The following is a 24,548-nucleotide window of genomic DNA, read 5'->3' on the forward strand; positions in this document are numbered from 1 at the left end:
CCTTATGCTAGCATTTGATCCTTAGAGACTTTATAGAAGCGTTTGATTTTATCATCGATTGGGGCTAGGATTCTGTAAAACACAGGGACAATCAGCAAGCTTAAGAACATCGAGACAATAAGCCCCCCAATCATACAAATCCCAATGGCTGATTTCATCGATGAGCCCTGCCCTGTGGCAAAGGCTAGGGGCAGCATACCAAAGACCATAGCGATAGTTGTCATAAGGATCGGGCGCAATCGCAGCTCACCAGCTAGTAAAATCGCTTCAGCTATGCTATATCCCTCTTCACGCTTTTCATTTGCCACATCAATAAGCAAGGTAGCGTTTTTCCCCACCATACCAATGAGCAAGATAAGCCCCATAAGCGAGAACATACTAAGCGGCTGCCCCACAAGCCCCAACGCGAAAAATGCACCTGAAAAGCTTAGGGGCATTGTTACCATAATGATGATTGGCTCTAAGATAGATTCATACAAGGCAGCTAGGATTAGGTAGATAAGCACAAAGGCAGTTGCCACAGCTATGGCAAAGGCTTCTTGCGTCTCTGCTAGATTATCTGCCTCTCCGCTAAAGACATAGCCCACGCCCTCGCTCGCCCATTCACTGCGCTTTTCATCAATGGTGCGCAGCAAGGTCGCTAGATCTACCTTTTTGCCATCTTTGACCGCTGGGTTGGCATAGATAGTGATACTGCGCTGGCGATTGTAGCGATTGATGATAGAAGGCGTGCTAGATTGCTCTATCTCTACAAGCCCATCGATAAAGATGCTCTCTCCATTAGCAGTTTTAATCTGTATGCGCTTAATGTCTTCTACGCTTAAGCGGCGATTATCCGGCACGCGCAAGGTTATGCTGTATTCCTTGCCATTTTCTTTGTAGTAGCCTACTTTATTTTCCCCGGCAAATGCCGAGCTAATCGCCTGCCCTATATCTTGGGCGGTTATGCCATATTGGTTGGCATTTTGGCGTAGGATATGCAAGCGATACTCCGGCGTCCAGTCAGACACACTCTCGTGGTAATCCACCACACTGCCTTTAAGCGCACCTTCAAGCAGCATAGACTTAAGCTTTGCCGCACTCTCATCAACTAGGGTTTGCGATGGCGAGTAGATAACTACTTGCAAGGCAGAGTTATCGCCACCGCCGATAAGTGGGACTTCTGCTGGGATAATCACAAGCCCATTTGCCTCAGGCAAGCCATAAAGAGTTTTTGCCATATCTCTTGCCCAGACAAATTGATCGACCTTGCGATGCTTTTCATCTTTAAGCTTGACATAGATTTTAGATTTGTTGGTGTTTTGCGTCTTGCCATAGGCGACTTGAATGGTGGTGTATTCTACATTGGTAGAATCTGCCATAATGGCTCTTTGCAGGGCTTCGGTCTTTTTGCGCATATCATAGATACTAATACCCGGCTTTGTCTGCACCCAGAAATACATCTGTGAGCGATCTTCTTTAAGCATAAAATCCATTCCAAGTTTGCTTAGCACGACAATAGAGCCAGCAAAGATACCAAAGACTAGGATTGTTACAATGGTCTTTTGCTTCATCACAACTTTAAGCGTTTTGGCATAAGCATCTTGCATTTTGACAAAGTATGGCTCACTCCAGTGGTAGAATCTAGACTGCTTAGGGCTTACTACAAGAGAGCTTACCATAGGCACCACAGTCATTACTACGATATAGGAGACGCCAATGGCAAGGGCTACGGTGATCCCAAAGCTTTGGAAAAACTTGCCGATAATCCCAGACATATTTCCCACAGGGATAAAGACTGAAAGCAGCATCGCAGAAATAGCAAAAATCGCAAAGGCGATTTCACGCACACCTTCATAGGCAGCCTCGCGCTTGCCCATACCGGATTCTAGCTTTTTGTGGATATTTTCTATAACGACAATCGCATCATCAATGATAATCCCAATGGAGAGCGTGATCGCCATCATTGTAAGCATATTGAGCGAGTAGCCCATCATCTGCACAAGCGCAAATGTCCCAAGCACAGAAATCGGGATAGAGATCGCTGAGACAAGCGTGATTGTTACATTACGCAAGAAGACAAACACAATGCTCACCGCCAAAATCCCGCCCAAAATCAAATCCACTTCAATATCGTGCAAGCTTGCGCGGATAAACTCTGTGGTATCTAGAAATGTCCGCACCTCATAGCCCGGGCTTACTGCTTGGATCATTGGTAGGGCTTTATACACACCATCGGCTATGGCTATGTCATTTGCCCCAGAGATTTTCTGCACCTCCATAATTACCCCGCCCACACCATCAAATGCCGCGTAGGTTTTATACTCTTCTAGCCCATCTTCTACCACGGCAATATCGCGGAGCAGGGTATTATCCGTGATACGGATATCACCGACTTTTTCTACACTTTGGCTATTGCCATCGGTGGTGATGGCAAATTCATTGGTCTCATTGACGATACGCCCGCCATCAAGCTCGGTGTTTTCTCTACCGATAGCTTGGGCGATTTGTGCGTAGGTGATGTTGTATTTTGCCATTAGGGTTGGGTCGGGGTAGATTCTCACTTGTCTCTCGCGGTAGCCATTTAGCTGCACGCCTCCTACACCGCTTACTTTTTGTAGTTGAGGCTTGATGATATTATCGGCGTGCTTCATCAAATCTGGCTGGGAGTGGGTCGCACTGCTAAGGAAAAGTGAGATGATCGCCTGTCCGTTGGTGTCGATTTTGTCAATGGCTGGTTTGCGAATATCTGCGTCTGTAAAGGTAACTGATGAGACTTTGTTGATGACATCACTTACTGCTTGGTCCATAGGCTTTTCAAGCTGGAATTGCACGATGACAAGGCTAGTGTTGCGCACGCTCATTGATGTAACTTGCTTTAGTCCATCAATGCCCAGCACTTGCTCTTCTACTTTATCAGTTACTTTACTCTCAATGGTTGTAGGAGACGCTCCCGGATACACGGTGCTAATTAGCACGATTGGGAAGTCGATATTAGGGAAGAGAGCAGTTGGGATCTTTTTAAACCCAAGCACACCAAAAAATATAATCCCTAGCGAAAACATCAGGGTCGCGATAGGGCGATTGATAGCGAATTTATACATTATAGTCCTTTGTGGTTGTCCTTATGCTAAGCCTAGAATCTAGCGTATTTTGATAAAGCCATCGCCAAAGAGTCCGGGGGTCATCGCGTTATCCACGGCTGCTTCAGCAGTCATTTTGCGTGTAGTGGTATCAATTGCCGGATAGATTTTAGTAATGGTAGCAGTCTTTTTCGCACCACCGCCATCAATGCTATATTCATACAAATCCCCTACACGCACTTTGTCTTGATATTTAGAATCAAACTGCAAGACAATTTTCTTGCTTGTGCTTACAAGGCGCAAAAGTGTCGTAGAAGCACCGCTTACTCCATCGCCTACTTCGATCTTCTTCTCTGCGATCACGCCATCAAAAGGTGCGCGCAAGATACTTTTGTCATAGCTTGATTGGTAGTAGTTGTAATCAGCCTCTAGCTTTTTGAAGTTTGAGTGGTATTGATCTAGGGTGTTTTTATCTATCACATCAGCACTTTTGCTATATCGCTCATATTGCTTTTTGGCAAAGATATATTGCTCTTTGATCGCTTGGAGCTGGGCGGATTTGTCTTTATTGGCAAGGGTGAGTAGCACATCGCCCTTTTTCACAGCAGTATCGACATCGACTAGGATTTTATCCACAATCCCGCCAGAATCAAGGGCTAGATTGGCATCTTGCACGGCTTTGACATTAAAGATCGCATAGACTTCCTCTGCATAAAGCGCACTTGCACAAAGCACGCTTATCACCATTGTTTGTAGAATCTGCTTCATTTTTTCTCCTTATTTAATATATTCTTGGATTTGTTGTCCGCTATAAAAGATATAGTTTGCCTTTTGTAGCTCGTAATTGTTTAGGGCTTGATTGTAGGTGGCTTCAGCGTTGTATTTAGTGCTTAGCGCGCGTAGATAGTCGGTGAAATTTACAAGCTGGTTGTTATACTTTTTGCGCACATTGTCAAAGGAGATGTTTGCGGATTTTAGGCTTGCTTCAGCGGAGGCGATTTTGCTCTGTGCCACTTCAAGGGTCTTGCGATAGAGCATTTCATCTTTTGTCTTTTCGGCTTGTTTATAGGCTAGCTGCTTTTCTTGGGCGAGCTGGGATAGGCGCAGGGCTTGCTTTTGAAAGCTTACGCCTATATCATCAAACACTTTTAGCGTAACGCTTAGACCTATCACATTAGCGTGTGTGGGGAACATTCTTTGATAAAATGAAGCCATTGAAGGATCACTGCCAAACTTCGTGGGATTGGTTACATACTCTGGCTTTTGGATCTGCCACGAGTAGGTATCAGTAAGCGTTATAATGGGGTAGTAATGCTGCTGTTTGTTTTGATATTTTAGGGCGTTTATCTGCTCTTTTAGCGAGATGATGTCTTGTCGCTCGAGATTGTCTTTTAACGCTGGGGTGGTGAGATCCTCGCGCTTTAAGCCATCAAAGTCGATATTGGTTAGGTATTTTAGCATTAGGATATTTTGCTCCACACTTAGGCGCATATCAGCGATTTGGTATTCGTTTGATGAGACTTGCGAGCGCAAAGATTCTAGGTCATCGATGGTGGATAGCCCAGAGTCATAGAGCTTTTGTATGCGTGTCAAATCTGCGCGGACTTGATCAAGCTGGCGTTTTAGCGATAGGAGCTGGGAGAGATTATTAAAATAGCTGTAATACTGCTGGATCACTTGGAGATAGATACTTTGCTTGGTGTATTCTACATCAGCGACTGATGAGCGGTAGGTGGCGTTTTTCTCTCTAATCATATTGATGGTGCTAAATCCACTAAAGAGATCAAGCGAGAAGCGTGCATTTGCCGCTTGGGTTTGGTAGTTACCAAAGTTACCAAATTGCATCATATTCTCGATAGTTTTGTAATTGTGCTGGTAGCCATAATCTACATCAAATCTAGGTAAAAACGCCGCTTTAGCGACCGAAGCGATTTTTTTGTTTGACTCTGCTTGGAGCATTTGGGCTTGGAGAGAGTAGTTATTATCCGCACCATTTAGTAAGTCTTTAAGCCCTACTTTTTGGGTGGAATCTTTGGTGAGATCTTCGATTTGCTTAAGCAGCTCATTGACCCCTAGGGCTGGCTTATCCTGTGTGGCTAGCGTATTTGTAGGCTCGCTTAAAGGTGCAGTGCTTACATTTACGCGCGCGCTAGATTCTGGCACCGGTGGCGTAGCTTGGAAAGATAGCCCATAAGCATAGGCGCAAAGTAGTAGCGCAATACCATATCGCATAATAAACTCCTAGATTCTAGTCATATAGTTATAAAAATTGAAGCGCGATTATAACACAAAGATTTTAATATTTTCTTAAATAATTGTATATACAAATATTTAAGAAAACGCCATAATTACGGAGCTTTCAGCAAGATTGGATCACTAAGCGTGAGCGATAGAGATAGGGCAAACTGCTCGTGTGTTTTTATGCAAATCCATAAGGGCTATATAGTGCATTACGCAGATAAGGTAGGAAAAATACCGCGCATAATCGCATAGATTCTAGGGGTATTTTCAAGCTGTGGGCAGAAAAGTCTAAGTGCGCTAATGGCTTGTAAAATCAGCATATCCGCGCCATCTTTATGCCTTGTGTGGCATTGCTGGCTTAGGCGTATAAAGGGCGAAGGTGCGCCATACATTAGATCATAGGCAAGCTTGGCTTGTGTGAGCAAGGGGCGCAGAGTGGATTCTGGTAGGGGTAGGGCGTGGGATATGCTAGAGCTGGTGGCGTTAATGAGTAGATCAAACCGCCCGCTAGAATCCACATTTTTACAATCTAGCTCATCAAAGGTGCAGTAAGGGATTTGTCTTTGTGTGAAAAATGCTTCGTGCTTGCTTGAGCGATTTGCCACTAGGGTGCGGATACCACACTGCTGCAAGGCACAAGCTATGGCTTTGGCACTACCGCCAGCCCCTAAAATCAGTGCAGATTCTATTCTCTCCTTGCCATATTCTTTGCCCTGTATAAGCGGGGCGAGCTGTTGCATTTCTATCCCGTTTATGCTCTTCTCTTGCCCTAGTGTAAATCCCTCTAGCAAAAGACTCATAACAAATCCGGGCGCATCGGTGTTGTAGCCTATGAGTTGGTCGCTTTGATCGCGCACGAGCGTATTCACTGCGCCAATGTGTTTGGCTAGTGGCGAGAGAGAGTGGGCGATCTGGCAGGCGTGCTCTTTGAAAGGTAACGTGATATTTGCCCCGCAAAGCCCTAGCCTAGCAAATGCCCTGCCTAGATCCTGCGTGCTATCAAGCATAAATCGCCCATAGAGATAGGGGAGATTGTAGGCTTGCAAGATTGCATTATGCAAAAAAGGCGAGAGAGAGTGGGCGATAGGATTGCCAAAGACACAGAGATAGTGCATTACAGAGCTTTGATAAGTCGCAGGCTTACCCACCCACCAGAATTAATCTTTGCCCATTCATCTTGGGTCATCTCTACTTGGACCTTTTGCCCCTTGTAGAGTGCGCCTACCACAGGTGCGCTGGATTCTGGACTTTGGCGGATATTTAGGGTGTTGGGCAGGACGACATAGAGTCGCTCGCTTGGCTGTGTGGGAGAGAGTAGTGCTAGGCTCACCCACCCACCAGAATCAAGCTTTGCCCACTCATCTTGGATCTCCACGACTACGACACTCTGCCCCAAAGTAAGCTTGCCTAGAATGCGCCCGGAGGTTTTGGGGATCGCGCGGATATTAAGGCTTACGGCTTTGGAGTAGTAGATGGCTTCAGGTCTTTTGTCATTGGGCTGGGCGGAAATGTCTTGGATAGGGCTTGGGATAGTCTCTGGCGCAGGAGAAGTAGAGCTAGTAGAATCTATATGGGCAGGAGTTTGCGTGCTAGATTCTAGCGGATCTTGCGAATGGGGATCTTGCGTGCTAGGCTCGCGATCTGGGAGATCATTTTGGGCTAGGTTTGCTGGCTCACTAGATAGGTGCAAGATATTGTTATCAGTGGTGTAGATCTCACCTTGTGCATTGATAGATGGCGGAGTGGATTCTGGCTCTTTGGCTATGGTAGAGTCTTTGGGCTTAGGGGCATCGCTATCCCCTAGGCGAGATTGGACACTTGTAGAAAAGACGATATAGTAGATCCCACCACCTAGCACCAAAACTAGTAGCGGAAGCGTGTAGGCTTTCAAAAAAGATTTCAAGATATTTCCTTGCTAAGGTTTGGGCGTAATGCCATTACATAGAATCACACCAGCGTAATGCCACGAGACTCGATCACTTCCCCTAGGACAAATCCATCACTTTTGGCAAGAATTTCAGCGACATTTTCCCTAGCCACAGCAAAAATCATTCCAACGCCCATATTAAACACGCGGTAAGCTTCCTCACGCTCGATATGTTTGAGCAAAAGTGTGAAAATCTCCTGCCTAGGGATCGCGCTTGTATCAATGCGTGCGCCAAGGTGGCTAGGCAGGGCGCGAGGGAGATTCTCTACAATGCCCCCGCCTGTGATATGAGCTAGTGAGTGGATAAGCGGCTTTAGGGCTTTGAATGTTTTGACATAGATTCTTGTAGGCTCTAAAAGTATGTCAATGAGTGTTTGATCGCCTAGCTTCTCATCAAAGCGCATAGCAAGCCTATCAAAGAGCAATGCCCTAGCAAGCGAGAAGCCATTAGAGTGTAGTCCGCTGCTAGGCAGCCCGATAAGCACATCACCAGCTTGCGCGTTTAAGGTGGATTCTACTTCGCTTTTTTCAGCGATCCCTACGGCAAAGCCCGCTAGATCAAAGTCCCCTTTTTGATACATACTAGGCATTTCTGCACTCTCTCCGCCAATGAGCGCGCACTCTGCCAGCTTGCAGCCTGCGACTATGCCACCTATCACGCGCAAGGCAGCATCTTTATCCAGCTTGCCTGTGGCGTAATAGTCTAGGAAAAACATCGGCGTAGCAAAGTTGCAAATAAGGTCATTGACACACATCGCCACCAAATCAATCCCCACAGAATCTAGCTTATTGGATTCTATGGCAAGCTTAAGTTTTGTGCCTACGCCATCAGTTGCTGCAAGTAGCACAGGCTCTTTGTATCCACTAGGCAGGGCATAAGCCCCGGCAAAGGAGCCGATCCCGCCGATGACTTGGGGGGAAAATGTGCTTTGCACGAGAGGTTTTAGCGCGCTAACTAGGGCGTTACCTTCATCGATATTAACGCCAGAATCCTTATAAGTCAGCCCTTTTGCTTGAGTGTTGTGGGGCATTGTAGTCCTTGTGCTTAAATAGTGCGCATTATAGCTAAAGTTCTTGCTAAATTATAGTGGCACTTGTGATTTTGACCGCTAAGTCTTGTTGTATTGCAAAACGAGGATTCTAGCAGCACCACTCTCATAGTCATTGCGAGCCTTGCGCTACGCTGTCTCTTTCTGTCATCGCGAGCAAGCGTAACGAGCGTGGCGATCCATACTAGAATCCACTTTTTGCACAGTGCGTTTTCATCATCACAAACGGCGTAAAATCACCTGCCAAGAAAATCACAAAGCCCTAGCTACTCTTTGTCATATTCAAAATGCAATGCATCTTTAGAGTAGAGTGGCTGCTTAAGGAGTTTTGGCATAAAGGCGAAATTCCTTGTCAAAAAGATCGAAGTGCTCCAAGTGTAGCAATTGATAGGACCAAACCCAGAGAAATCCACCTGTATCAGCCCAGACTCTCGCAAGAATCGCGTAACCCCACTATGCCAATCAGCATTATCCACGATGATCATAGCCCCTTGTGGCGCGCTTGTATTAAGTAGCTCTAGGGCTACTTTGGCACAGGGTAGGCGCGTGTTTATGCCATCAATATCGCCTCCATCAATGACAATCACATCAAACTTTTTCCCAAGCCCCAATGGGAAGCGTGCATAATCATTTGCTGCATCTGCAGCGTGGATTTGTGTCTTAAGATACATTGCATTGTGCGGCAAAATCCTAGGGCAAATGCTTGCATACCACTTCTTATCACTCTCGATACTTACGACAGACTCTGCTCTCTCCCCCCAATATAAAGATGAGTAGCCCCCCCCCCCATTCAAGAATTTGCTTATGTGAGAAATCTAAGCTTTCTAAGTATTCTAAGCAAGGATAGGTGATCCACGCAAGCGGTGCGCCGGATTTATCAAGGCATTGCCACTTTTGCATACTCTCTAGTTGGTTGTATTCTCTTGCTAGCACAAGGCAGTTATGCAGCTGCCACCGATATGGGTAGTATTTGCGCAAGAATGACTCTGGGATAATGGCTTTAAGAAGCTTTTTGAGTGTTGTAAGCATTTGTGATCCTTTGGGAGTTTTGGGAGTAAGGGTGGATTCTAGCATTGTTTTAAAAATATGCAAGCTCTTGTTGTCTTAGCAAGCAGTGTATAGTCCTTGTCATAGATGGACAAGCTATGCGCAAAGCTGCTTGATAGTGTGCAATACCTCGCATATCCTTGAGACTTTATCACCATAGATTCTGCTCAGTAGGCGCGCTTGATGCGCTAGGAAGCGGAGAGGTTGTCGTGTAGTAGAATTTATACTTATCAAGCATTTTTGAGCTGACATTCTCTGGCACGACAAACTTCTTGCGCTGGGCGGGATCAAGCCGCAAGACATTGCCTATAAACTCCGCAAACACCGGTGCTGTTACAAGCCCTGCGCTCTCATACTGCCCTATGGGCTTAGAATCATCTCGTCCAAACCACACGATAGCTTGCACATCTGGTGTAAAACCGCAAAACCAAAAATCTACATTGTTGTTGGTCGTGCCTGTCTTGCCTGCGACTTCTATGCCATTGACTCTTGCACGCCTGCCTGTGCCATTTGCCACCACCTCGCGCATAATTGATATACCCAAAAACGCCTGTTCAGGCGAAGTTATAGTTGTCTGCTGTGTATCATAGGTAAAAACATTGCCGTTTATATCAATCACACTATCGATCAAGATAGGATCCACGCGCGTGCCATAGTTTGAAAATATCGAGTAGGCACGCGCTAGCATAAGTGGCGTGGCATTCAAGCTACCAATGGCGATTGTCATATCTGTGTTTAGATCTTTAAACCCATACTCAAGCAAGCCGTTATAAATCGCGCTAAACCCCACAAGCTGCACGATATTAAGTGTGGCAAGATTGCGTGAGAACATCAATGCCTCTTGCAAGGTGATAAGCCCACGGAAAGATTTATCGACATTGCCCGCGCGATAGCCATCAAAATCCCTTGCTGCATCTGGGACTTTTGTCGCGGTGGAGTAGCCTTTGTCAAGGGCTATTTGGTAGATAAATGGCTTGACACTGCTGCCGATTTGGCGGTTTGCATCGGTGGCGCGATTAAAGGGGCTTTTGGCAAAATCCACGCCACCCACAAGGGCTAGAATCTTGCCCGTGCGCGTATCAGTAACGACCATCGCACCATTAAATGTATCTGTTTTGCTCTGCTCATCTTGCTCTTGCGCGTTAGCATTTTTGGAGACTTTTTGCAATCGCTCTTGTATGCCGTTGTAGCCATTGATTAGGGCTTGCTGGGCTAGGGCTTGGTATTCTAAATCGATATTAAGCTTAATGGTATAGCCACCGGTTTTAATATCTTTGATATTACTAAGCTGGCGAAGCGCGAAATCCGTAACATAGGGTGCGATATTTTGCGTCAAGGTTTGATTATACACAACAGGCACTTCTGCAAGTGCGGCTTGGGCGTATTCCTTAGAGATCCAGCCTAAGTCATACATTCTACGGATCACATCATTTGCACGCGCTAGTGAAAAATCTATGCGCTTTGTGGGATCATACACGCTAGGGGCATTGGGCAGCCCTACTAGCATAGCGATTTCTTTAAGACTTAGCATAGATAAAGGCTTTTTGAAATACCCCATAGCAGCGGTTTTCACGCCGTGATAGCCGTGCCCGAAAAACACTTCATTTAAATAAATCTCTAAAATCTGCTCTTTGCTTAGCACACGCTCGACTTGGATTGTGAGCAGGGCTTCTTTGATCTTACGGCTAAAGGTGCGCTCGCGTGTGAGTATGACATTTTTGACAAGCTGCTGGGTAAGCGTGCTACCCCCCTCGCCAAAACGACCACTTTTGATATTTTTAATCATCGCGCGGATAATGGCATCATAATTGATCCCACTATGCTCGAAAAATAGCGTATCTTCTATGGCAAGCAGTGCTTCTATCATACGCGGCGGGATCTCATCAAACTTCGCATAGAATCGAAACTCTGTGTCAAAGACATTGGCTATTAGGCGGTTTTTCCTATCATAGATCTGGCTTGCAAGCTTGGGGGTATAGTGCTTGACCTTGTCAATGTCAGTGCTTAAGTCCTTATACAAAAGCACAATATAAGAGACTCCAACAAGACTTGTAAGAATAACAAGAGAGAAAAAAGCTTTTTTAATCATAATCCTACTTTCAAGAGCTGCAAGCACCAGCAGAATCTGCTAGGCTAGTCTTGTGGGTTTGTCTCATCAGCAGGTTGTTCATCTTGGATAGTGTGTGGAGCAGATGTATCGCAGTTTTTGATATATGTTTTGATTTGTGCAACTTTTTCTGCGAGCATTTCATCGATACTTGCCATAACGCCTTCAGAGCCTCTCTCCATAGCAGAGATTTTTGTGTCGATGAGAGATTTTGGCGTGGCTTTAGTTGTATCAAGCAGGCTTTGGGCAAGTGCATTAGCTTCATCATGCACAGTAGCGTGGAAAGCATCGACTTTCTTATACCCCAATGTCTCGCTAAAGTTTGCTTTGCCATCGCCTTCAAAATACCACTTCCCAAGTCGGCAAGCAGTATGGGGGACTTGATTAAAGCTATCAGATACGCCAAAGAGTAGGGCGTAGAGATTGTTTTTGAACACAGTGTGGTCAAGCTTGGCAAGTGTGCAGAAAATCTGGCTATCGCAAATATTGACAGCGTGTTTAGCAAGCCTTGCGGATACAAGCGTTTGGTTTGCCATTGAGTAGATCTCATCAATGCCAGATTTGACCTCTTGGGTAAAGCCAGCGGTCTCTTCGGTGCTTGTTTGAATATCGCTTGCTTCTTGCTGCATAGATTTTACAACTATGGCGATTTCTTTGGTGGCTTTTTGTGTCTTTTCTGCTAGCTTGCGAACTTCATCAGCGACAACGGCAAAGCCTCTGCCGTGCTCTCCTGCTCTAGCGGCTTCGATAGCGGCATTTAGGGCTAGGAGATTGGTCTGCTCGGCAATATCATCAATCAGTGAGACAACATTGGTGATTTCATTGCTACGCTGGGCAAGTGAAGCTACAAGCTCGGTGGCATTTTGCATTCTCTCATAAAGAGAATTGATACTTTGCTCGACATTTTCGCTTCTTTGGCGCACCTCAAAGCTCACTTGCTCATTTTCTGCTGCTTTGGTGGAGAGCAGACCTGTCTCTTCAAGGATCTTTTGCAAAGCGGCTTGTGTCCCCATAATGCCATCTTTAAGGCTTTTGTGATACACGGCAAAGAGATCAACTCCGCCATCGCCTTTATCACATCTAGGATTCATCTCGACAAATCGATAAAAAGTCGCGCCATCGATGGTCTCACTTTTTATGCGCAAGCTATGAGTTTGTGTTGATACATATTCTTGACCGGGCTTAAGCACATCGACAATTTGATCAAGGTCAGGAAAGCTTTGAGCGATGTTGTTTTGGAAAGCGATCTCGCCATTTTTCACCCCTATAAGTGCCTCTTCAAAGGAAAAGCTCGCTATTTTCTTAAAATGCTCAACCTGCTCTCTTAGCTTTCTTATTTCTTCTTCTTGTTTTTGTAGAGTTAATTTCATCTCCCTATTTGTGCCGCCAAACATTGTCTAACCCCTTGATATGATCTCTTTAAAAAACGCCGATTATAGCCTATCAAATCTTAAAAAGTTTTTTTATTTGCAAAAATTAAACTATAATTCCCACAATGTATTTGATATTGCGAGGTTGTTTAATTATGAAAGTGAAAAATCGTCTTGAGACATTAGAATCTATCTTAGAGCGGCTGCGATTTTCTATCCGCCAAAATGGGTTGAAAAACTCCAAACAACGCGAAGAGATCATAAGCGTGCTTTACAAAAGCGGCACCCACCTAAGCCCTGAAGAAATCGCGGCAAACTTGCGCCAGCGTGATAAATCTACAAGTATTTCTTCTGTGTATAGGATTCTAGGATTTTTGGAAAAAGAGCGTTTCATCACCGCGCTAGAGCCGGGCAAGACAGGCAAACGCTATGAAATCGCAGCAAAGGAGCATCACGATCACATCATTTGCCTGCATTGTGGGGATATTCAAGAGTTTGTCGATGAAGAGATAGAAGCTCGCCAAATCCAAGTAGCTAGTGCCTACAAAGCCAAGCTTGTAAGCCACGATATGCGCCTATTTGTCATCTGCGATAAATGCCGCCAGCATATCAAAGACTAGCCGCGTAGCTTAATGCCTAGAATCCACTTTTTGCATAGCCGCTTTTGTGCGGGGCTGCTACTCTACTTAGCCTTTCTTGTTAGCACTGCTAGCACCGCACACGCTCGCGAGCCTTTTGAGAAAGTGGGCGATGTGCTAACCCTCGCGCCTGTTGGCGTGCTTATCGTAAGCCTTGGTATGCAAGACTATGAGGGAGCTGTGCAGCTCGCAGCTGGCTCGCTTGTTACCCAAGGGGTGATAGAAGTGGTCAAAAAGAGCTTTCAATTTGCCCACGATAAGGGCTGGGGGGAGCTAGAGTTTGCCAAACGCCCTTGCTGCGATGATTGGAAAGGTATGCCAAGCGGACACGCCGGCGGGAGCTTTAGTGCGGCTGGGTTTGTGTATTACCGCTATGGGTGGAAGCCGGCATTGCCACTTATCGGGCTTGGGATCATCACTGATGCCTCGCGCGTGGTCGCTAGGAAGCATAGTGTATGGCAGGTGCTTGCCGGAAGTGCGATCGCGTGGGGCGTGGCGTGGATATTTACCACACCTTATAAGCCTAGGAAGCTTCTAATCACCCCTGATATAGGCACAGATATAGCAGGCAAAGCCACTTATGGACTAAGCCTTAGCTACTCGTGGTAGCTAGTAGTGCTTGCGCTCTAGCGCGATCGCCCTATTGGCAAAATGCGCTTCATACACCGCTAGGGTAAGCTTACTAGATTCTAGGATATTGGCATTTTGTGTGGGGGAGTTGTAGCTAGAATCCACTTTTATAGGTTTAGCTAGTAGCCCACAAGTGCGCAAGATCTTTCTATATGCGCGGGAGAAAAAGTCCTGCCGATAAAAGCGCAGTAAAAAGGCTAGCGTATAGATAGCTAGCCTGCTCGTTTTAGTCCGCTCTATCAAGGCTTTGAGCTGCTGCTCCCCTAGCGCGTAGTCATCTTGTATGCGTGGGTATTTGCGCCGCTCTTTTACAATAGTGGCTAAAAACATCGTGCTAGCCCACTTTGATCGCCAAAAGGCTTGCGTTTTCTCATCTTGGAGCATTTTGGCATTAAGCATAGGCTCCCACATCCACATCGTTACGGCAATATCACCTAAAAGCGCGTAGTCTCCGCCAAGCTCCTTAGCACACTCGATACTATCTTTTGGCAGGATAAAAAGCTCCTTTTCTTTCTGCTTATTGACACCTCCGCCAATGGATTTTGGCGAAGAGCCTATCCAAGTAAGCGGGATATGTGAGTGGATATAGCACTCCCCTAGACTTGCGATCGCTGCACTAGCAAAGCCATCTGGGCTAGCACTTTTGTAGAAAACGCCATTTTGCCTAGCTTTGATCTCTGCTATCACATCTCTATGCACCAAAGAGCCGGCATAAATTTGTGGCATAGCGAAAAACCCTTCCGCGCTAAGAAGCGTGGGGATAAACTCTTTTTGCGCATTTTTGATGATAAACCTAGGCTCGGCTATGTAGGCGGTTTGAATATCTTTGTAGCTTTCACTACACCCCTCCCAGAAGTAATATGCCCTAGCACCATTGACAATCCTTATCCCAAGGCTTTTAGCCTGCTCTATCAAGCGATCGCTTAGGTGGAAGAAGTAGGGCTGCACGCCATCATCACTGCCTACAATGCTTACCCACTCCCCTTGCGCTTGGGATAAAAGCCACTCATAGTGGCTACTCATCGTGCAAACTTGCGGCGGGCGCATAGCTCGCACCCTCTTATGTGCGAGTGTTTGCACAAATTCATACGAGCCATCGCTTGAGTAGTTATCACTGACAATGACTTCATAGTCCTCCCTATCGCCTGCTTGCTCTAGCACGCTAGCTATCGCGTATGGCACAAACTCTTTGCAGTTGCGCACGGGGATTATGATGCTATATTTTATAGTCTGCATTACTATTCCTTTGGTTTTGGCGTTGGCTTTTGCGCGCTTTTGTGGGATTCTGCGGCGGGGGCTTGCTCATTATCGCCTAGATAAATCCCTTCGCCCCCGCCTTGAAAACCCCCAAAATCATCGCAAAATCCTGCCGCCTGCGAGTCGCTGAAAATTGGGGCGTTGTGGGTAAAAATCCTAGAATCCTGCGCTGGCGTTTTTAGGTTTTGTGCTTCATTCCTAGAATCTAGCTTTGCTTCCGCCTGCGAGTCGCTTAGGGTTGCGGCGTTCAAGTTAAAATCCTGCCGCCTAACTGCGTTTTGAGAAAACACATTTTGGGCGTTTTTAATAATCCTAGAATCCACTTTTTGTTTTTGCATTGCTACTCCTTTACTTTTTAGGTGGTGAAATCACGCGCATAAGCCCAGCTTCTAGGCTGATCTTTGGGGCATAGTTAGGCAGCTTGGCAAGCGGCATAAAATGGCGGATTTCTTGGCTGGATTCCCCCCCCCCCCCGTTTGCAGCAAGCTCGCCATCTATGCGATCTACACTTATAGGCATTTGGATTGCTGGGATCGCACTTGTGCGCGCGCCAAAATCTAGCGGCAAAGACGCATTAGCTAGGCTCTCAAACACGCTAGCAAGCTCTCTTAGGCATAAGCGGTTGGTGGATTCTAGGGTGTAGATGGTGCTTGTATGCAGGCAGTCTATGGAGTCTATGGCTAGGGCAAAGCCGCTGATAATATCATCGATATGGGTGAGATCTAGCACTTGTAGCCCATCGCTCATCGCTAGATTCTGCTTTGGGGGATTGCGCAAAAGATCGCGCCATAGGCTTAGGATCTTGCCCCTAGGGTCATTCTCTCCATAAGTGTCATAGAGCAAGATATGCACGATTTTTGTCGGCAGAGTCGCGGCATAATGCACGCAAATATCATAAAACGCCTGTTTGGTCGCGGCGTAGAGATTAAAGGGGCTATAACTGCTAGCATTGGCAAATTGAAAGTAGGAGAGTGTGTTGATAAAAAATCGCGCCGGATAAGTCGCTAGAGTCTCTAAAATCTGCGTCCCTAGCGTGAGATTTGCCGCGATAAGATTAGTAATCTCCTGCCCTTTGCTACGCCCACTTTGCACAAACGCCGCCAAATGCACCACTCCATCGATATTGTGTGTGGCAAAAATCTGTGTCAAAGACTCTATGCTCCCATCATAGTGCGCGATCTTGCAATATGGCGCGATAGCTGTCGTATCGCTGCTAGGGCGCACAAGGGCTATGATGTGGAATCGCTCATAGCACGCTTGGATAAAGTGCGAGCCGATGAAGCCGGTGGAGCCGGTGAGCAAGATAGTTAGCATTAGCTAGCCCTTGCTAGTTTGGGCATTAGCTGCTGCTTGGTGGATTCGGCTTTTGGGCTAGAATCGCGGATTTCATCGCCGCGCTGCGTCGATAGACACCCAAGTCTTATCTCCTTGCGCGGCTTGAAAAACCCCGATTCTATCTCCAAAATCCTAGAATCCTGCGCTGGCGTTTTTAGGTTTTGTGCTTCATTCCTAGAATCTAGCTTTGCTTCCGCCTGCGAGTCGCTGAAAATTGGGGCGTTGTGGGTAGAAAACCTAGAATCCACTTTTTTATCGTCATTGCGAGCAAGCGCGGTAGCGATTGCGTGGCAATCCATACATTCTGCGCTAGCAGAATTGACTTCGCTAGAATCCACTTTTGCGGATTTGTGGATCGCCGCGCCTTTCAAGGCTCGCGATGACAGGGGAGCGGAGTGGATCGCCGCGCCACTGCTAGCGCATTGTCTCGCGATGACAAAATGGGCGTTTGCCCTAGAATCCGCTTTTTTATTATGGATCGCTACGCCGTGCTGGGACAAGCCTCGCGATGATAAAACTCGCGATGATAAAAAAGGATCTACAAAAACTCGACTAAAAAGAAGATCTAACGGGGGGGGGGGGGAAGTTCTGTTGCGCCAGAGGCTTGTGTGGAGTGGCTTAGGCTTTGGGCGTTGCTAGAATCCACATTTTCACTCTGTGTGCTAGATTCTACATTTTGCAGAGACAATCGCCCTGTAAGCAGGGATTTAAGCATTTTTAGCGCGGTGAAAATGCTTGGGCAATGCTCTTTTACATACTGCTTGCTTCGCTCCGTGTAGCTAGGGCGTAGCCCAAAGAGCCTAAACTGCTGGGATAAGCGCATTTGCGCATAGAGTCTAAGCAGCGGCAAATGCGCAAAATACCGACTCCACCACAGATGATTCCCCACAAGCTGGGCGTGGGTAAGCTTGCGCGTAAAGCCCAAAATCATCTGCGGATTTTGCAGGATCATCATTAGTGCGACATTTGGATCCTTGCAGCTTGAAGCATCGTAGTGATTGCGCGTAAGCAGCTCTGCGCGGTAGCAAAACACCTCCCCACAAAGTGCCGCACGATTGAAAAATGTCATATCCCCGCTAGGAGCCTCGCTCTCATCATAGCCGCCGATTTCTATGCACTTAGCGCGATTATGCAGCAATGCCCTAGGCGGCATACCGCAAAAGCCATCTTCAAAGGGGGCTTGCATTTGCAGCTTTTGTAAGCACGCTTGTGAGATACACTTGGCATAGAGCTTTTGTAAGCGCGTGCGTGGATACACATCGCTAGTATCTTCGATCGCGCCTATAAGCGTGGCGTGGGCGTAGGCAGGATTGGTAGCTAGGCTACTCATACGCGCTAGATAGCTAGGCAGCAGCTCATCATCGCTATGGAGCAAGCACACCCACTCGCCCCGTGCTAGCTCTAAGCAGCGATTCCAATTCCCCAGACCGCCGATATTTTGGGCGTTTTGGTAGTAGGTTATGCGGCTAGCAAATTCTTGCAGCATAGATTCTGCGGGGTAGCTTATAGGCTCAAGCGGATTTTCTACGACAATGATCTCATAAGGCTCATCAAAGTCTTGGGCTAGTGCGCTAAGGATCGCTCGGCGCAGGAGGGTTACGCGTTTGTAAGTGGGGATGGCGATAGTGAAGAGCGGCTTTTTTGCTTGTGGCGATTCAGCTTTTAGCGAAAAATGAGGGAGCGGCGGACAATCGCTGCACTCATTACCGCTAAGGTAACTCCCTTGCGATTGTCCTTGCAACCCACATTTTTCATCTAAAATCTTAGAATCGCTTGGGCTTTTACTAGAATCTAGCCTTGCTTCCGCCTGCGAGTCGCTTAGGGTTGCGGCGTTCAAGTTAAAATCCTGCCGCCTAGCTGCGTTTGTAGAATTGCTGCTTTGTAGAATTGTTGCGTTTTGGGTAAAAATCCTAGAATCCACTTTTTCACTAGCGGCGTTTTTTCTGTCATTGCGAGCGGATTGAAAATCCGCGTGGCAATCCATACATTCTGCGCTAGCAGAATAGTCTTTCCTAGAATCCGCTTTTTTATTATGGATCGCCGCGCCACTGCTAGCGCATTGTCTCGCGATGACAGAATGGGCGTTTGTGGCTGTGTTGTCAAAAGCGGATTCTAGGCTTTGCCTAAACACACATCGCGACTCCACATTTGCAGTCAAGGCGAAATTATCCCTAGGGTAGATGAAGCTTGTAGGGTCAAAGCTAGGGTCTAAATACTGCTTGCATCGCCGCTCCACTTCAGCGATAATGGCGTATTGCTCGGCTTTGGTGTAACTATCTTTAAGCGCATCGCCCACGCCGTAGAAAGCTGGCTCTGGCATTAGTTTTTGCTGTGGCGATTCAGCTTTTAGCGAAAAATGCGGGAGCGGCGGACAATCGCTGCACTCATTACCGCTAAGGTAACTCCCTTGCGATTGTCCTTGCAACCCACATTTTTCATCTAAAATCTTAGAATCGCTTGGGCTTTTACTAGAATCTAGCCTTGCTTCCGCCTGCGAGCTGGCTACTTCAAAAGTGGATTCTAGCTCCAAAATCCTAGAATCCTTTGGTTGCTCGTTTAGAATTGCGGCGTTTTCCCTAGAATCCACTTTTTTTGCGGTAGTAAAATCAGCGGCATTGCTAGAATCCACTTTTTTATCGTCATTGCGAGCGGATTGAAAATCCGCGTGGCAATCCATACATTCTGCGCTAGCAGAATAGTCTTTCCTAGAATCCACTTTTTTATTATGGATCGCCGCGCAAGCACTACCGCGCTTGCTCGCGATGACAGAATGGGCGTTTGTGGCTGCGTTGTCAAATAAGGATTCTAGGGCAGTCTGCTCGCTTACATTTTGCGCGGCTGTGCTAGATACTAGGCTTTTATCTCGCATTACACACTTCCCTAATCTCTTTGGCGATATACTCTATCTGGGCTTGCTCTAGTCCCGGATACACCCCCACCCAAAGCCCTCTTTCCATCATCGCATTTGTCCGCACTAGATCGCCTACAATGCGATAGTCCCTGCCATTTTCTAAATGCGTGAAGCACGGGTGCTTGGTGATGTTGCCGGCAAAGAGCGCGCGCGTTTGGATCCCTCTAGATTCTAGGTGCTGCACAAGATCATTGCGCGTAAATGGCGCATCACTATCTACCATCATCAAGCAGCCAAACCACGCGGGCTCGCTCTCTCCTTGCGCCTGTATGATCCTAAGCCCCTTGACTTCTTGCAGCAGCTCGCATAATCGCGCGTGATTTGCACGCCTTTTTGCGACAAAGGATTCTAGCTTCTCTAGCTGGGCTACGCCGATGGCTGCTTGCAGATCCGTGGCTTTGAGATTAAAGCCAAAATGACTATACACATATTTATGATCATAGCCATAAGGCAGCTCTCCACACTGCTGGGAGAATCTAGCCTTGCAAGTATTATCCACGCCGCTTTCACAGAAGCACTCTCGCCCCCAATCGCGCATTGATAGCAGGATCTTTTTTAGCAGTGGATTGCTTGTATAGACTGCGCCGCCCTCGCCTGTGGTGATGTGATGAGGTGGGTAGAAAGAGCTTGTGCCAATATCCCCAAAGCTCCCTGTCTTGCGCCCTTGATAGAGAGAGCCTAGCGCATCGCAGTTATCTTCAATAAGCCAGAGATTATGCGCATCGCAAAAGGCTTTTACGCGTGCGATGTCAAAAGGGCTGCCCAAAGTGTGGGCGATCATCACTGCCTTTGTTTTAGGGCTTAGGGCGGATTCTAGCGCGTTTGTATCGATATTTGCACTCTCATCAATATCCACAAACACCGGCACCGCGCCATACTGGATCATCGGCGCGATAGTCGTGGGAAAGCCTGCGGCTAAGGTTATGATCTCTTCACCCCTTTTGACTTGCCGCTCGCCCAAAAGTGGGGAAGTAAGCGCGAAAAATGCTAAAAGATTGGCACTAGAGCCGGAATTGACCATTAGCGCGTATTTCACGCCAAGATATGCTGCTAGCTTGTTTTCAAACTCTTTGGTCCATTTGCCGCTTGTGAGCCAAAACTCCAGCACCGCTTGCGTGGCGTTTGCCATCTCGCGCTCATCAAACACCCGCCCTGCATAATTGACCCTAGAAGCTCCGGGGATAAACCCCTGCCCTGAAGCGTGTGCTAGGGCATAATACGCACGCACTTTTTCTATGATCTCTTCTTGCAGCTGCTCTTTAGTCATTCTGTCTTAGTCCCTTACTTTTTCTGCTTGCATTGCGCGTATTTTAGCATATTTTGCGCGTATGTAGGCATTGATAGCGAGCCTTGCTTGCGATTCAGCTTTGCGCGATAAATCGTGGATTGCTTCGCGCGTGCTGCAGTTACATACGCCAAGTATGCGCCCTTGCACGCGCTCACAAAGCCCCGATTTCTCATCGCAAATCTTAGAATCGCTTGGGCTTTCCTTAGAATCCAGCTTGCGTGGATCTATGGATCGCCACGCCGCTATCGCGGCTCGCGATGACCATAGGGGCTAGTGTGGCGCAAAGCTCGCGATGACAAAAAAGCTTGAATGTCAAAACGAGGATTCTAGGCTAAAGCGATCGATATAGGCTTTGTGCTTCTCCTTGTGGAGGAAGAAAAAGTTTGTTTGGGTGGTATCTTCAGTCATTTGCTCTAAACGCACTAAAGCAATGCGCGATTGCGCGGCTTTGTCATTGCTGTCATTGCGAGCAAGCGCGGTAGCGGTTGCGTGGCAATCCATACTAGAATCCGCGCTTTGTGCTTTGCCTTTGTGGATTGCTTCGTTGGTGGCTTTGCCACCGCCTCGCAATGACGATTGACTTTCTTTTTCTAGGATTCTGGGAGTTGCGGTGGGGTTTTGTTGAAAAGTGGATTCTAGCCCACAAGCTGAATCCCCCACGCAATCTTGCTCTTTTGTAAAGTAACACATATAGCCAATTTGCTCCAGCATCGCAATAATCTCATTTGGGTGGTAGCCATACTTCGCCGCCCATTTTCTAAGCATTTCTACAAACAATATCGGCTTAAACTTCTCTATACTTTCTAGCCCCCCTCTAAGCGCGAAAATCTCCGCCCCCTCTACATCAAGCTTGATAAAATCTATGCGCGTTAGCCCCTGCTCTTTGACATACCAATCAAGCCGCTCCACCTTGCAGATGATCTTTTCATTCTCCTTTTCCTCGTGCATAATCGCCGCAGAAGCATTGCCAAAATCCTGCTTATAGACATAGAATGTCAGCTCCCCACTCTTGTCAAACAGCCCAAAGTTGTTGATATGCACGCGATCTTGCACGCCGTTGTAGTAGGCATTAGCGATAAACTGCTTATAAGTGCTAGCCACCGGCTCAAAGGCGTGGATAATGCAGTGCTTCATCTTGGCTAGGGCTATGGAGTAGTAGCCGATATTGCCGCCAATATCTAGCACCAAGTCCCCAACTCTCACAAGTGTGAAAATCATCGCGCTATCTAGTCGCTCATAGTGCTTGAAGTTTAAGATCTCTAGCGGGGTCATTCGCTCGCAGCCGCGCTGGAGGAGGAGGGATATTGTCTCTCCTCTGTCGCTCGCGGTTGGGTTTACTAAAGAAACTGCGGCTGCGCCTTGTTTTGTAATTTCAGTGCCGCTTTTGGATTCTAAGATTGTGGAGATAGAATCGTGGCTTTGCAAATCTCGCAAGGAAGATAAGACTAGTGGTCTATCGACGCCGCGAGATGAAGCAATCCGCGATTCTAGCCCACAAGCTGAATCCCTTAATTTACCCCCCCCCCCCCCGTTGTTATGGCAGGCAGACTTGCCCTAACCCTCACACAATTAGGCGTGATAACTATCTCTTCTATGTCGCGATTAGCGATAAACTCCGCATACTCAAAGAGCCTATCGTGTAGCTTATACATCTGCGTGATATACTCTGGCTTTGGTAGCTCGCCTTGCAAAAAGGCGGATTCTAGGGATTTCAATGTTTTCATAAATAGCTCCTTATAGTTTTGTAAAATCCTTGCTCTATGGCTATCTTAGGGCTCCAGCCTAGAGCCTTAAGCTTATCTGTCTTTACAGCACAAGACATAATGGGGCTTGGCATATAGCTCTCTTTTGGGGCTTCAAAGCGCACTTTTAGACCCTTTTCTGGGAAGAGGCTTGCGATGATCTGCGCTAGCTCCTTGATACTTACGATCCCTTGCTCATTGGCTACATTATAGGCTTCATTATTCACTCCTTTTGTCAAAATCAAAAAATACGCGATCGCCGCATCGGCTAGGTAGAGGAAGCTCCTTTTTGCCTCTCCGCTGCTTGTTAGCACGATGTCTTCTCCCATCACCACAGATCGCACAAAGTCCGCAAACACCCTGCCATCATCTAGCTTCATACCCGGACCATAGGTGTGAAATGGACGCGCGATCTTCACAGGCAGCCCATACTCGCTCCCATAAGCTATGCAGAGATTCTCGCCCATTCTTTTAGACTCGGCATAGCAAGATCGCAAGGAGGTGGGATCGACATAGCCATAGGCACTCTCATCAATCTCCCCAGCAAACTCCCCATACACCTCGCCACTAGAAAAGTAGAGGAATGATCGCACAGGATTTATGCGTGCTAGGTCTAGCATATTGATCGTGCCTAGCACATTGGGGTAGATCACTGATAGCGGGGCATCTTTGTAGAATCTAGGGCTAGCAGGAGAAGCTGCGTGGATAATGTAGTGGATAGGATAGGGGAGGCTAAGCGGCTCGCTCACATCGTGGGTGATTAGGATAAGGTCTTGCCTATTTTTTGGCGTGGTTTGCTGGGTGGATTCTAGGGGTTGCGTTAGTTTATTCTTAGCTTGGGATTCTAAGATTGTGGAGCTAGAATCCGCTTTTTCATTTGTGGCTTGATTTTTTCGTTCAACCTGCTTATCTTCTTTTAGGATTCTAGGATTTGCGGTAGTGCTAGTGGGGCTTTTAGCAAATTTTCTAAAGAAACTGCGCTGTGCTTGTTTTGGGGTGGAGCTAGACTTGAGGTCTGCGGTTACCCCAAAATTTGCTAAATCGCCGCTATGATTACCCAAAGCCGAATCCTTTGTAAAAGTAGGGTCTAAATAGGGGGCAAATACTTCTCTAGCGTGCTTATAATTGCGCACTAATGCTAGCACACGGCAGGGGGCTGATTTAAGAAGCGTGGTATTAAGATTTAGCAGGGTCTTTGCCATATAGGCAGGCAGGAAGCCGTTTGCCCCGGTGATTAGGACATTGGCATTGGCAAAGGCTTGCCAATCGATTAGAGGGGAGGAGGTGATGTGGGTAAAGTCTTCTTCTAGCATTGGGGGTCTCCTTAGTTAAATTTGGCTGGTGGATTCGGCTTTGCGCGATAAACCTTTGATTGCTGCGCCGCGCTGTGTCGATAGACCGCAAGTCTTATCTCCTTGCGCGGCTTGCAAAGCAAAGGTTTCTCATCGCAAAACCTAGAATCCTTTGGCTGCTCGTTTAGAATTGCGGCGTTTTTCTTGTCATTGCGAGCAAGCGCGGTAGCGATTGCGCGGCAATCCATACATTCTGCGCTAGTAAAAAAAGCATTACTAGAATCCACTTTTTTATTATGGATCGCCACGACTTCCTTGCGGAAGTCTCGCGATGACAATAGGGGGTCGGCGTGGCGCAAAGCTCGCGATGACAAAAATGGGGAGTCGGTTTGTGGTGAAAACGAGGATTCTAGGAGCTGGGCTAATTTTTTATACTCGAGTTGGATTTGTGGTGCGATATGGGATTGTAAGATCGTGGAGCTAGAATCCGCTTTTGGAAACGCCAAAAATGTAAGCAAGCCTGCAAAGGATTCTAGGATTGTGGAGCTGGAATTGTGGCTTTGTGAGCTTTTTAGCGCAAAGTTGCTCGCGGTTGGATTTGGGTGATAAAAATGGGGCTTTGCAAGCGCGTGCAAGAGCGCATACTTGGCGT

24 protein-coding genes and 1 pseudogene are annotated in these 24,548 nt (G+C 47.0%); 4 read left to right on the plus strand and 21 right to left on the minus strand.

What is annotated here, in order from left to right:
• Positions 1–2 precede the first annotated feature (2 nt).
• The 6 genes from DX060_RS02925 to purM all read right to left on the minus strand — a co-directional run bounded on the left by DX060_RS02925 (position 3) and on the right by purM (position 8,261).
• The gene (locus DX060_RS02925; RefSeq protein WP_115011071.1) at positions 3–3,083 is read right to left on the minus strand and encodes an efflux RND transporter permease subunit; all 3,081 of its coding nucleotides are present in this window, start codon (positions 3,081–3,083) and stop codon (positions 3–5) included.
• Positions 3,084–3,122: 39 nt separating this feature from the next.
• On the minus strand, positions 3,123–3,830 hold the full coding sequence (locus tag DX060_RS02930) for an efflux RND transporter periplasmic adaptor subunit (protein ID WP_115011072.1): 708 nt from the start codon (positions 3,828–3,830) through the stop codon (positions 3,123–3,125).
• A 9-nt stretch (positions 3,831–3,839) separates the two neighbouring features.
• The gene (locus DX060_RS02935) at positions 3,840–5,294 is read right to left on the minus strand and encodes a TolC family protein (RefSeq protein ID WP_115011073.1); all 1,455 of its coding nucleotides are present in this window, start codon (positions 5,292–5,294) and stop codon (positions 3,840–3,842) included.
• A gap of 218 nt (positions 5,295–5,512) precedes the next feature.
• A complete protein-coding gene (locus tag DX060_RS02940; protein ID WP_115011074.1) occupies positions 5,513–6,418 on the minus strand; it encodes a shikimate dehydrogenase in 906 nt (301 codons plus the stop codon).
• On the minus strand, positions 6,418–7,206 hold the full coding sequence (locus DX060_RS02945; protein ID WP_115011075.1) for an SH3 domain-containing protein: 789 nt from the start codon (positions 7,204–7,206) through the stop codon (positions 6,418–6,420). The genes DX060_RS02940 and DX060_RS02945 overlap by 1 nt, the downstream gene beginning before the upstream one ends.
• Before the next feature lie 44 nt (positions 7,207–7,250).
• A complete protein-coding gene (purM, locus tag DX060_RS02950) occupies positions 7,251–8,261 on the minus strand; it encodes a phosphoribosylformylglycinamidine cyclo-ligase (protein ID WP_115011076.1) in 1,011 nt (336 codons plus the stop codon).
• Between the two features lie 93 nt (positions 8,262–8,354).
• Here purM and DX060_RS11190 point away from each other — a divergent pair, with 93 nt between their 5' ends.
• Complete coding sequence (locus DX060_RS11190; protein WP_181814161.1) at positions 8,355–8,513, plus strand: hypothetical protein; 159 nt, start codon at positions 8,355–8,357, stop codon at positions 8,511–8,513.
• Between the two features lie 32 nt (positions 8,514–8,545).
• Here DX060_RS11190 and DX060_RS02955 read toward each other — a convergent pair whose 3' ends face one another.
• The 5 genes and pseudogenes from DX060_RS02955 to DX060_RS12470 form a co-directional block, all read right to left on the minus strand.
• A complete protein-coding gene (locus DX060_RS02955; protein ID WP_181814162.1) occupies positions 8,546–9,073 on the minus strand; it encodes an O-methyltransferase in 528 nt (175 codons plus the stop codon).
• Positions 9,000–9,308, minus strand: coding sequence for a hypothetical protein (locus tag DX060_RS02960; RefSeq protein WP_115011078.1), 309 nt, complete (start codon positions 9,306–9,308; stop codon positions 9,000–9,002). Before DX060_RS02960 ends, DX060_RS02955 begins: the two co-directional genes overlap by 74 nt.
• Positions 9,309–9,477: 169 nt before the next feature.
• Complete coding sequence (locus tag DX060_RS02965; RefSeq protein ID WP_115011079.1) at positions 9,478–11,415, minus strand: transglycosylase domain-containing protein; 1,938 nt, start codon at positions 11,413–11,415, stop codon at positions 9,478–9,480.
• 44 nt (positions 11,416–11,459) lie between these two features.
• On the minus strand, positions 11,460–11,969 hold the full coding sequence (locus DX060_RS12465; protein WP_434062952.1) for a CZB domain-containing protein: 510 nt from the start codon (positions 11,967–11,969) through the stop codon (positions 11,460–11,462).
• Positions 11,970–12,026: 57 nt separating this feature from the next.
• Positions 12,027–12,827: pseudogene (locus DX060_RS12470) on the minus strand (methyl-accepting chemotaxis protein); the annotation flags it as partial.
• A 131-nt stretch (positions 12,828–12,958) separates the two neighbouring features.
• Here DX060_RS12470 and fur point away from each other — a divergent pair.
• Entirely contained in the window at positions 12,959–13,423 is a 465-nt protein-coding gene (gene fur / locus DX060_RS02975; RefSeq protein WP_115011081.1) for a ferric iron uptake transcriptional regulator, read from the plus strand.
• 12 nt (positions 13,424–13,435) lie between these two features.
• The gene (locus DX060_RS02980; RefSeq protein ID WP_115011082.1) at positions 13,436–14,050 is read left to right on the plus strand and encodes a phosphatase PAP2 family protein; all 615 of its coding nucleotides are present in this window, start codon (positions 13,436–13,438) and stop codon (positions 14,048–14,050) included.
• Here DX060_RS02980 and DX060_RS02985 read toward each other — a convergent pair whose 3' ends face one another.
• The 6 genes from DX060_RS02985 to rfbH form a co-directional block, all read right to left on the minus strand.
• A complete protein-coding gene (locus tag DX060_RS02985; protein ID WP_115011083.1) occupies positions 14,051–15,307 on the minus strand; it encodes a glycosyltransferase family 2 protein in 1,257 nt (418 codons plus the stop codon).
• 2 nt (positions 15,308–15,309) lie between these two features.
• Complete coding sequence (locus tag DX060_RS02990; RefSeq protein ID WP_115011084.1) at positions 15,310–15,666, minus strand: hypothetical protein; 357 nt, start codon at positions 15,664–15,666, stop codon at positions 15,310–15,312.
• 10 nt (positions 15,667–15,676) lie between these two features.
• Positions 15,677–16,642 (minus strand): NAD-dependent epimerase/dehydratase family protein, encoded by a 966-nt coding sequence (locus DX060_RS02995; protein WP_115011085.1) that lies wholly within the window; start codon positions 16,640–16,642, stop codon positions 15,677–15,679.
• Positions 16,642–17,163, minus strand: a complete 522-nt coding sequence (locus tag DX060_RS03000; RefSeq protein ID WP_115011086.1) for a hypothetical protein — start codon at positions 17,161–17,163, stop codon at positions 16,642–16,644. Before DX060_RS03000 ends, DX060_RS02995 begins: the two co-directional genes overlap by 1 nt.
• A 65-nt stretch (positions 17,164–17,228) precedes the next feature.
• Positions 17,229–19,532 (minus strand): glycosyltransferase family 2 protein, encoded by a 2,304-nt coding sequence (locus DX060_RS03005; protein WP_115011087.1) that lies wholly within the window; start codon positions 19,530–19,532, stop codon positions 17,229–17,231.
• Entirely contained in the window at positions 19,522–20,841 is a 1,320-nt protein-coding gene (rfbH, locus tag DX060_RS03010; protein ID WP_115011088.1) for a lipopolysaccharide biosynthesis protein RfbH, read from the minus strand. The genes DX060_RS03005 and rfbH overlap by 11 nt, the downstream gene beginning before the upstream one ends.
• A gap of 70 nt (positions 20,842–20,911) precedes the next feature.
• Between rfbH and DX060_RS10815 the strand changes: the two genes are divergently transcribed.
• The gene (locus DX060_RS10815; RefSeq protein ID WP_147278754.1) at positions 20,912–21,136 is read left to right on the plus strand and encodes a hypothetical protein; all 225 of its coding nucleotides are present in this window, start codon (positions 20,912–20,914) and stop codon (positions 21,134–21,136) included.
• Between the two features lie 38 nt (positions 21,137–21,174).
• Here the strand turns inward: DX060_RS10815 and DX060_RS03020 are convergent, their stop codons facing one another.
• The 4 genes from DX060_RS03020 to DX060_RS03035 form a co-directional block, all read right to left on the minus strand.
• The gene (locus DX060_RS03020; RefSeq protein WP_115011090.1) at positions 21,175–22,296 is read right to left on the minus strand and encodes an FkbM family methyltransferase; all 1,122 of its coding nucleotides are present in this window, start codon (positions 22,294–22,296) and stop codon (positions 21,175–21,177) included.
• Positions 22,297–22,370: 74 nt separating this feature from the next.
• The gene (locus tag DX060_RS03025) at positions 22,371–22,586 is read right to left on the minus strand and encodes a hypothetical protein (protein ID WP_115011091.1); all 216 of its coding nucleotides are present in this window, start codon (positions 22,584–22,586) and stop codon (positions 22,371–22,373) included.
• Positions 22,583–23,917, minus strand: coding sequence for an NAD-dependent epimerase/dehydratase family protein (locus DX060_RS03030; RefSeq protein ID WP_115011092.1), 1,335 nt, complete (start codon positions 23,915–23,917; stop codon positions 22,583–22,585). The genes DX060_RS03025 and DX060_RS03030 overlap by 4 nt, the downstream gene beginning before the upstream one ends.
• Positions 23,918–23,928: 11 nt before the next feature.
• Positions 23,929–24,531 carry a hypothetical protein gene (locus tag DX060_RS03035; protein WP_115011093.1) on the minus strand — a complete coding sequence of 201 codons (603 nt, stop codon included), beginning with the start codon at positions 24,529–24,531 and terminating at the stop codon, positions 23,929–23,931.
• Positions 24,532–24,548: the final 17 nt, after the last annotated feature.

It is taken from the genome of Helicobacter canis, from assembly GCF_900451095.1.
In the GTDB taxonomy this organism is placed as follows: Bacteria; Campylobacterota; Campylobacteria; order Campylobacterales; family Helicobacteraceae; genus Helicobacter_B; species Helicobacter_B zhangjianzhongii.

Bases quoted from the DNA above. Each gene is read 5' to 3' on its own strand.
- fur (WP_115011081.1), top strand. From the start codon at position 12,959: ATGAAAGTGAAAAATCGTCTTGAGACATTAGAATCTATCTTAGAGCGG.
- DX060_RS02985 (WP_115011083.1), bottom strand. From the start codon at position 15,307: ATGCAGACTATAAAATATAGCATCATAATCCCCGTGCGCAACTGCAAA.
- DX060_RS02980 (WP_115011082.1), top strand. From the start codon at position 13,436: ATGCCTAGAATCCACTTTTTGCATAGCCGCTTTTGTGCGGGGCTGCTA.
- DX060_RS03025 (WP_115011091.1), bottom strand. From the start codon at position 22,586: ATGAAAACATTGAAATCCCTAGAATCCGCCTTTTTGCAAGGCGAGCTA.
- DX060_RS02935 (WP_115011073.1), bottom strand. From the start codon at position 5,294: ATGCGATATGGTATTGCGCTACTACTTTGCGCCTATGCTTATGGGCTA.
- purM (WP_115011076.1), bottom strand. From the start codon at position 8,261: ATGCCCCACAACACTCAAGCAAAAGGGCTGACTTATAAGGATTCTGGC.
- rfbH (WP_115011088.1), bottom strand. From the start codon at position 20,841: ATGACTAAAGAGCAGCTGCAAGAAGAGATCATAGAAAAAGTGCGTGCG.
- DX060_RS02940 (WP_115011074.1), bottom strand. From the start codon at position 6,418: ATGCACTATCTCTGTGTCTTTGGCAATCCTATCGCCCACTCTCTCTCG.
- DX060_RS03030 (WP_115011092.1), bottom strand. From the start codon at position 23,917: ATGCTAGAAGAAGACTTTACCCACATCACCTCCTCCCCTCTAATCGAT.
- DX060_RS12465 (WP_434062952.1), bottom strand. From the start codon at position 11,969: ATGGCAAACCAAACGCTTGTATCCGCAAGGCTTGCTAAACACGCTGTC.
- DX060_RS02960 (WP_115011078.1), bottom strand. From the start codon at position 9,308: ATGCTTACAACACTCAAAAAGCTTCTTAAAGCCATTATCCCAGAGTCA.
- DX060_RS02965 (WP_115011079.1), bottom strand. From the start codon at position 11,415: ATGATTAAAAAAGCTTTTTTCTCTCTTGTTATTCTTACAAGTCTTGTT.
- DX060_RS02995 (WP_115011085.1), bottom strand. From the start codon at position 16,642: ATGCTAACTATCTTGCTCACCGGCTCCACCGGCTTCATCGGCTCGCAC.
- DX060_RS02925 (WP_115011071.1), bottom strand. From the start codon at position 3,083: ATGTATAAATTCGCTATCAATCGCCCTATCGCGACCCTGATGTTTTCG.
- DX060_RS02990 (WP_115011084.1), bottom strand. From the start codon at position 15,666: ATGCAAAAACAAAAAGTGGATTCTAGGATTATTAAAAACGCCCAAAAT.
- DX060_RS03005 (WP_115011087.1), bottom strand. From the start codon at position 19,532: ATGCGAGATAAAAGCCTAGTATCTAGCACAGCCGCGCAAAATGTAAGC.
- DX060_RS02930 (WP_115011072.1), bottom strand. From the start codon at position 3,830: ATGAAGCAGATTCTACAAACAATGGTGATAAGCGTGCTTTGTGCAAGT.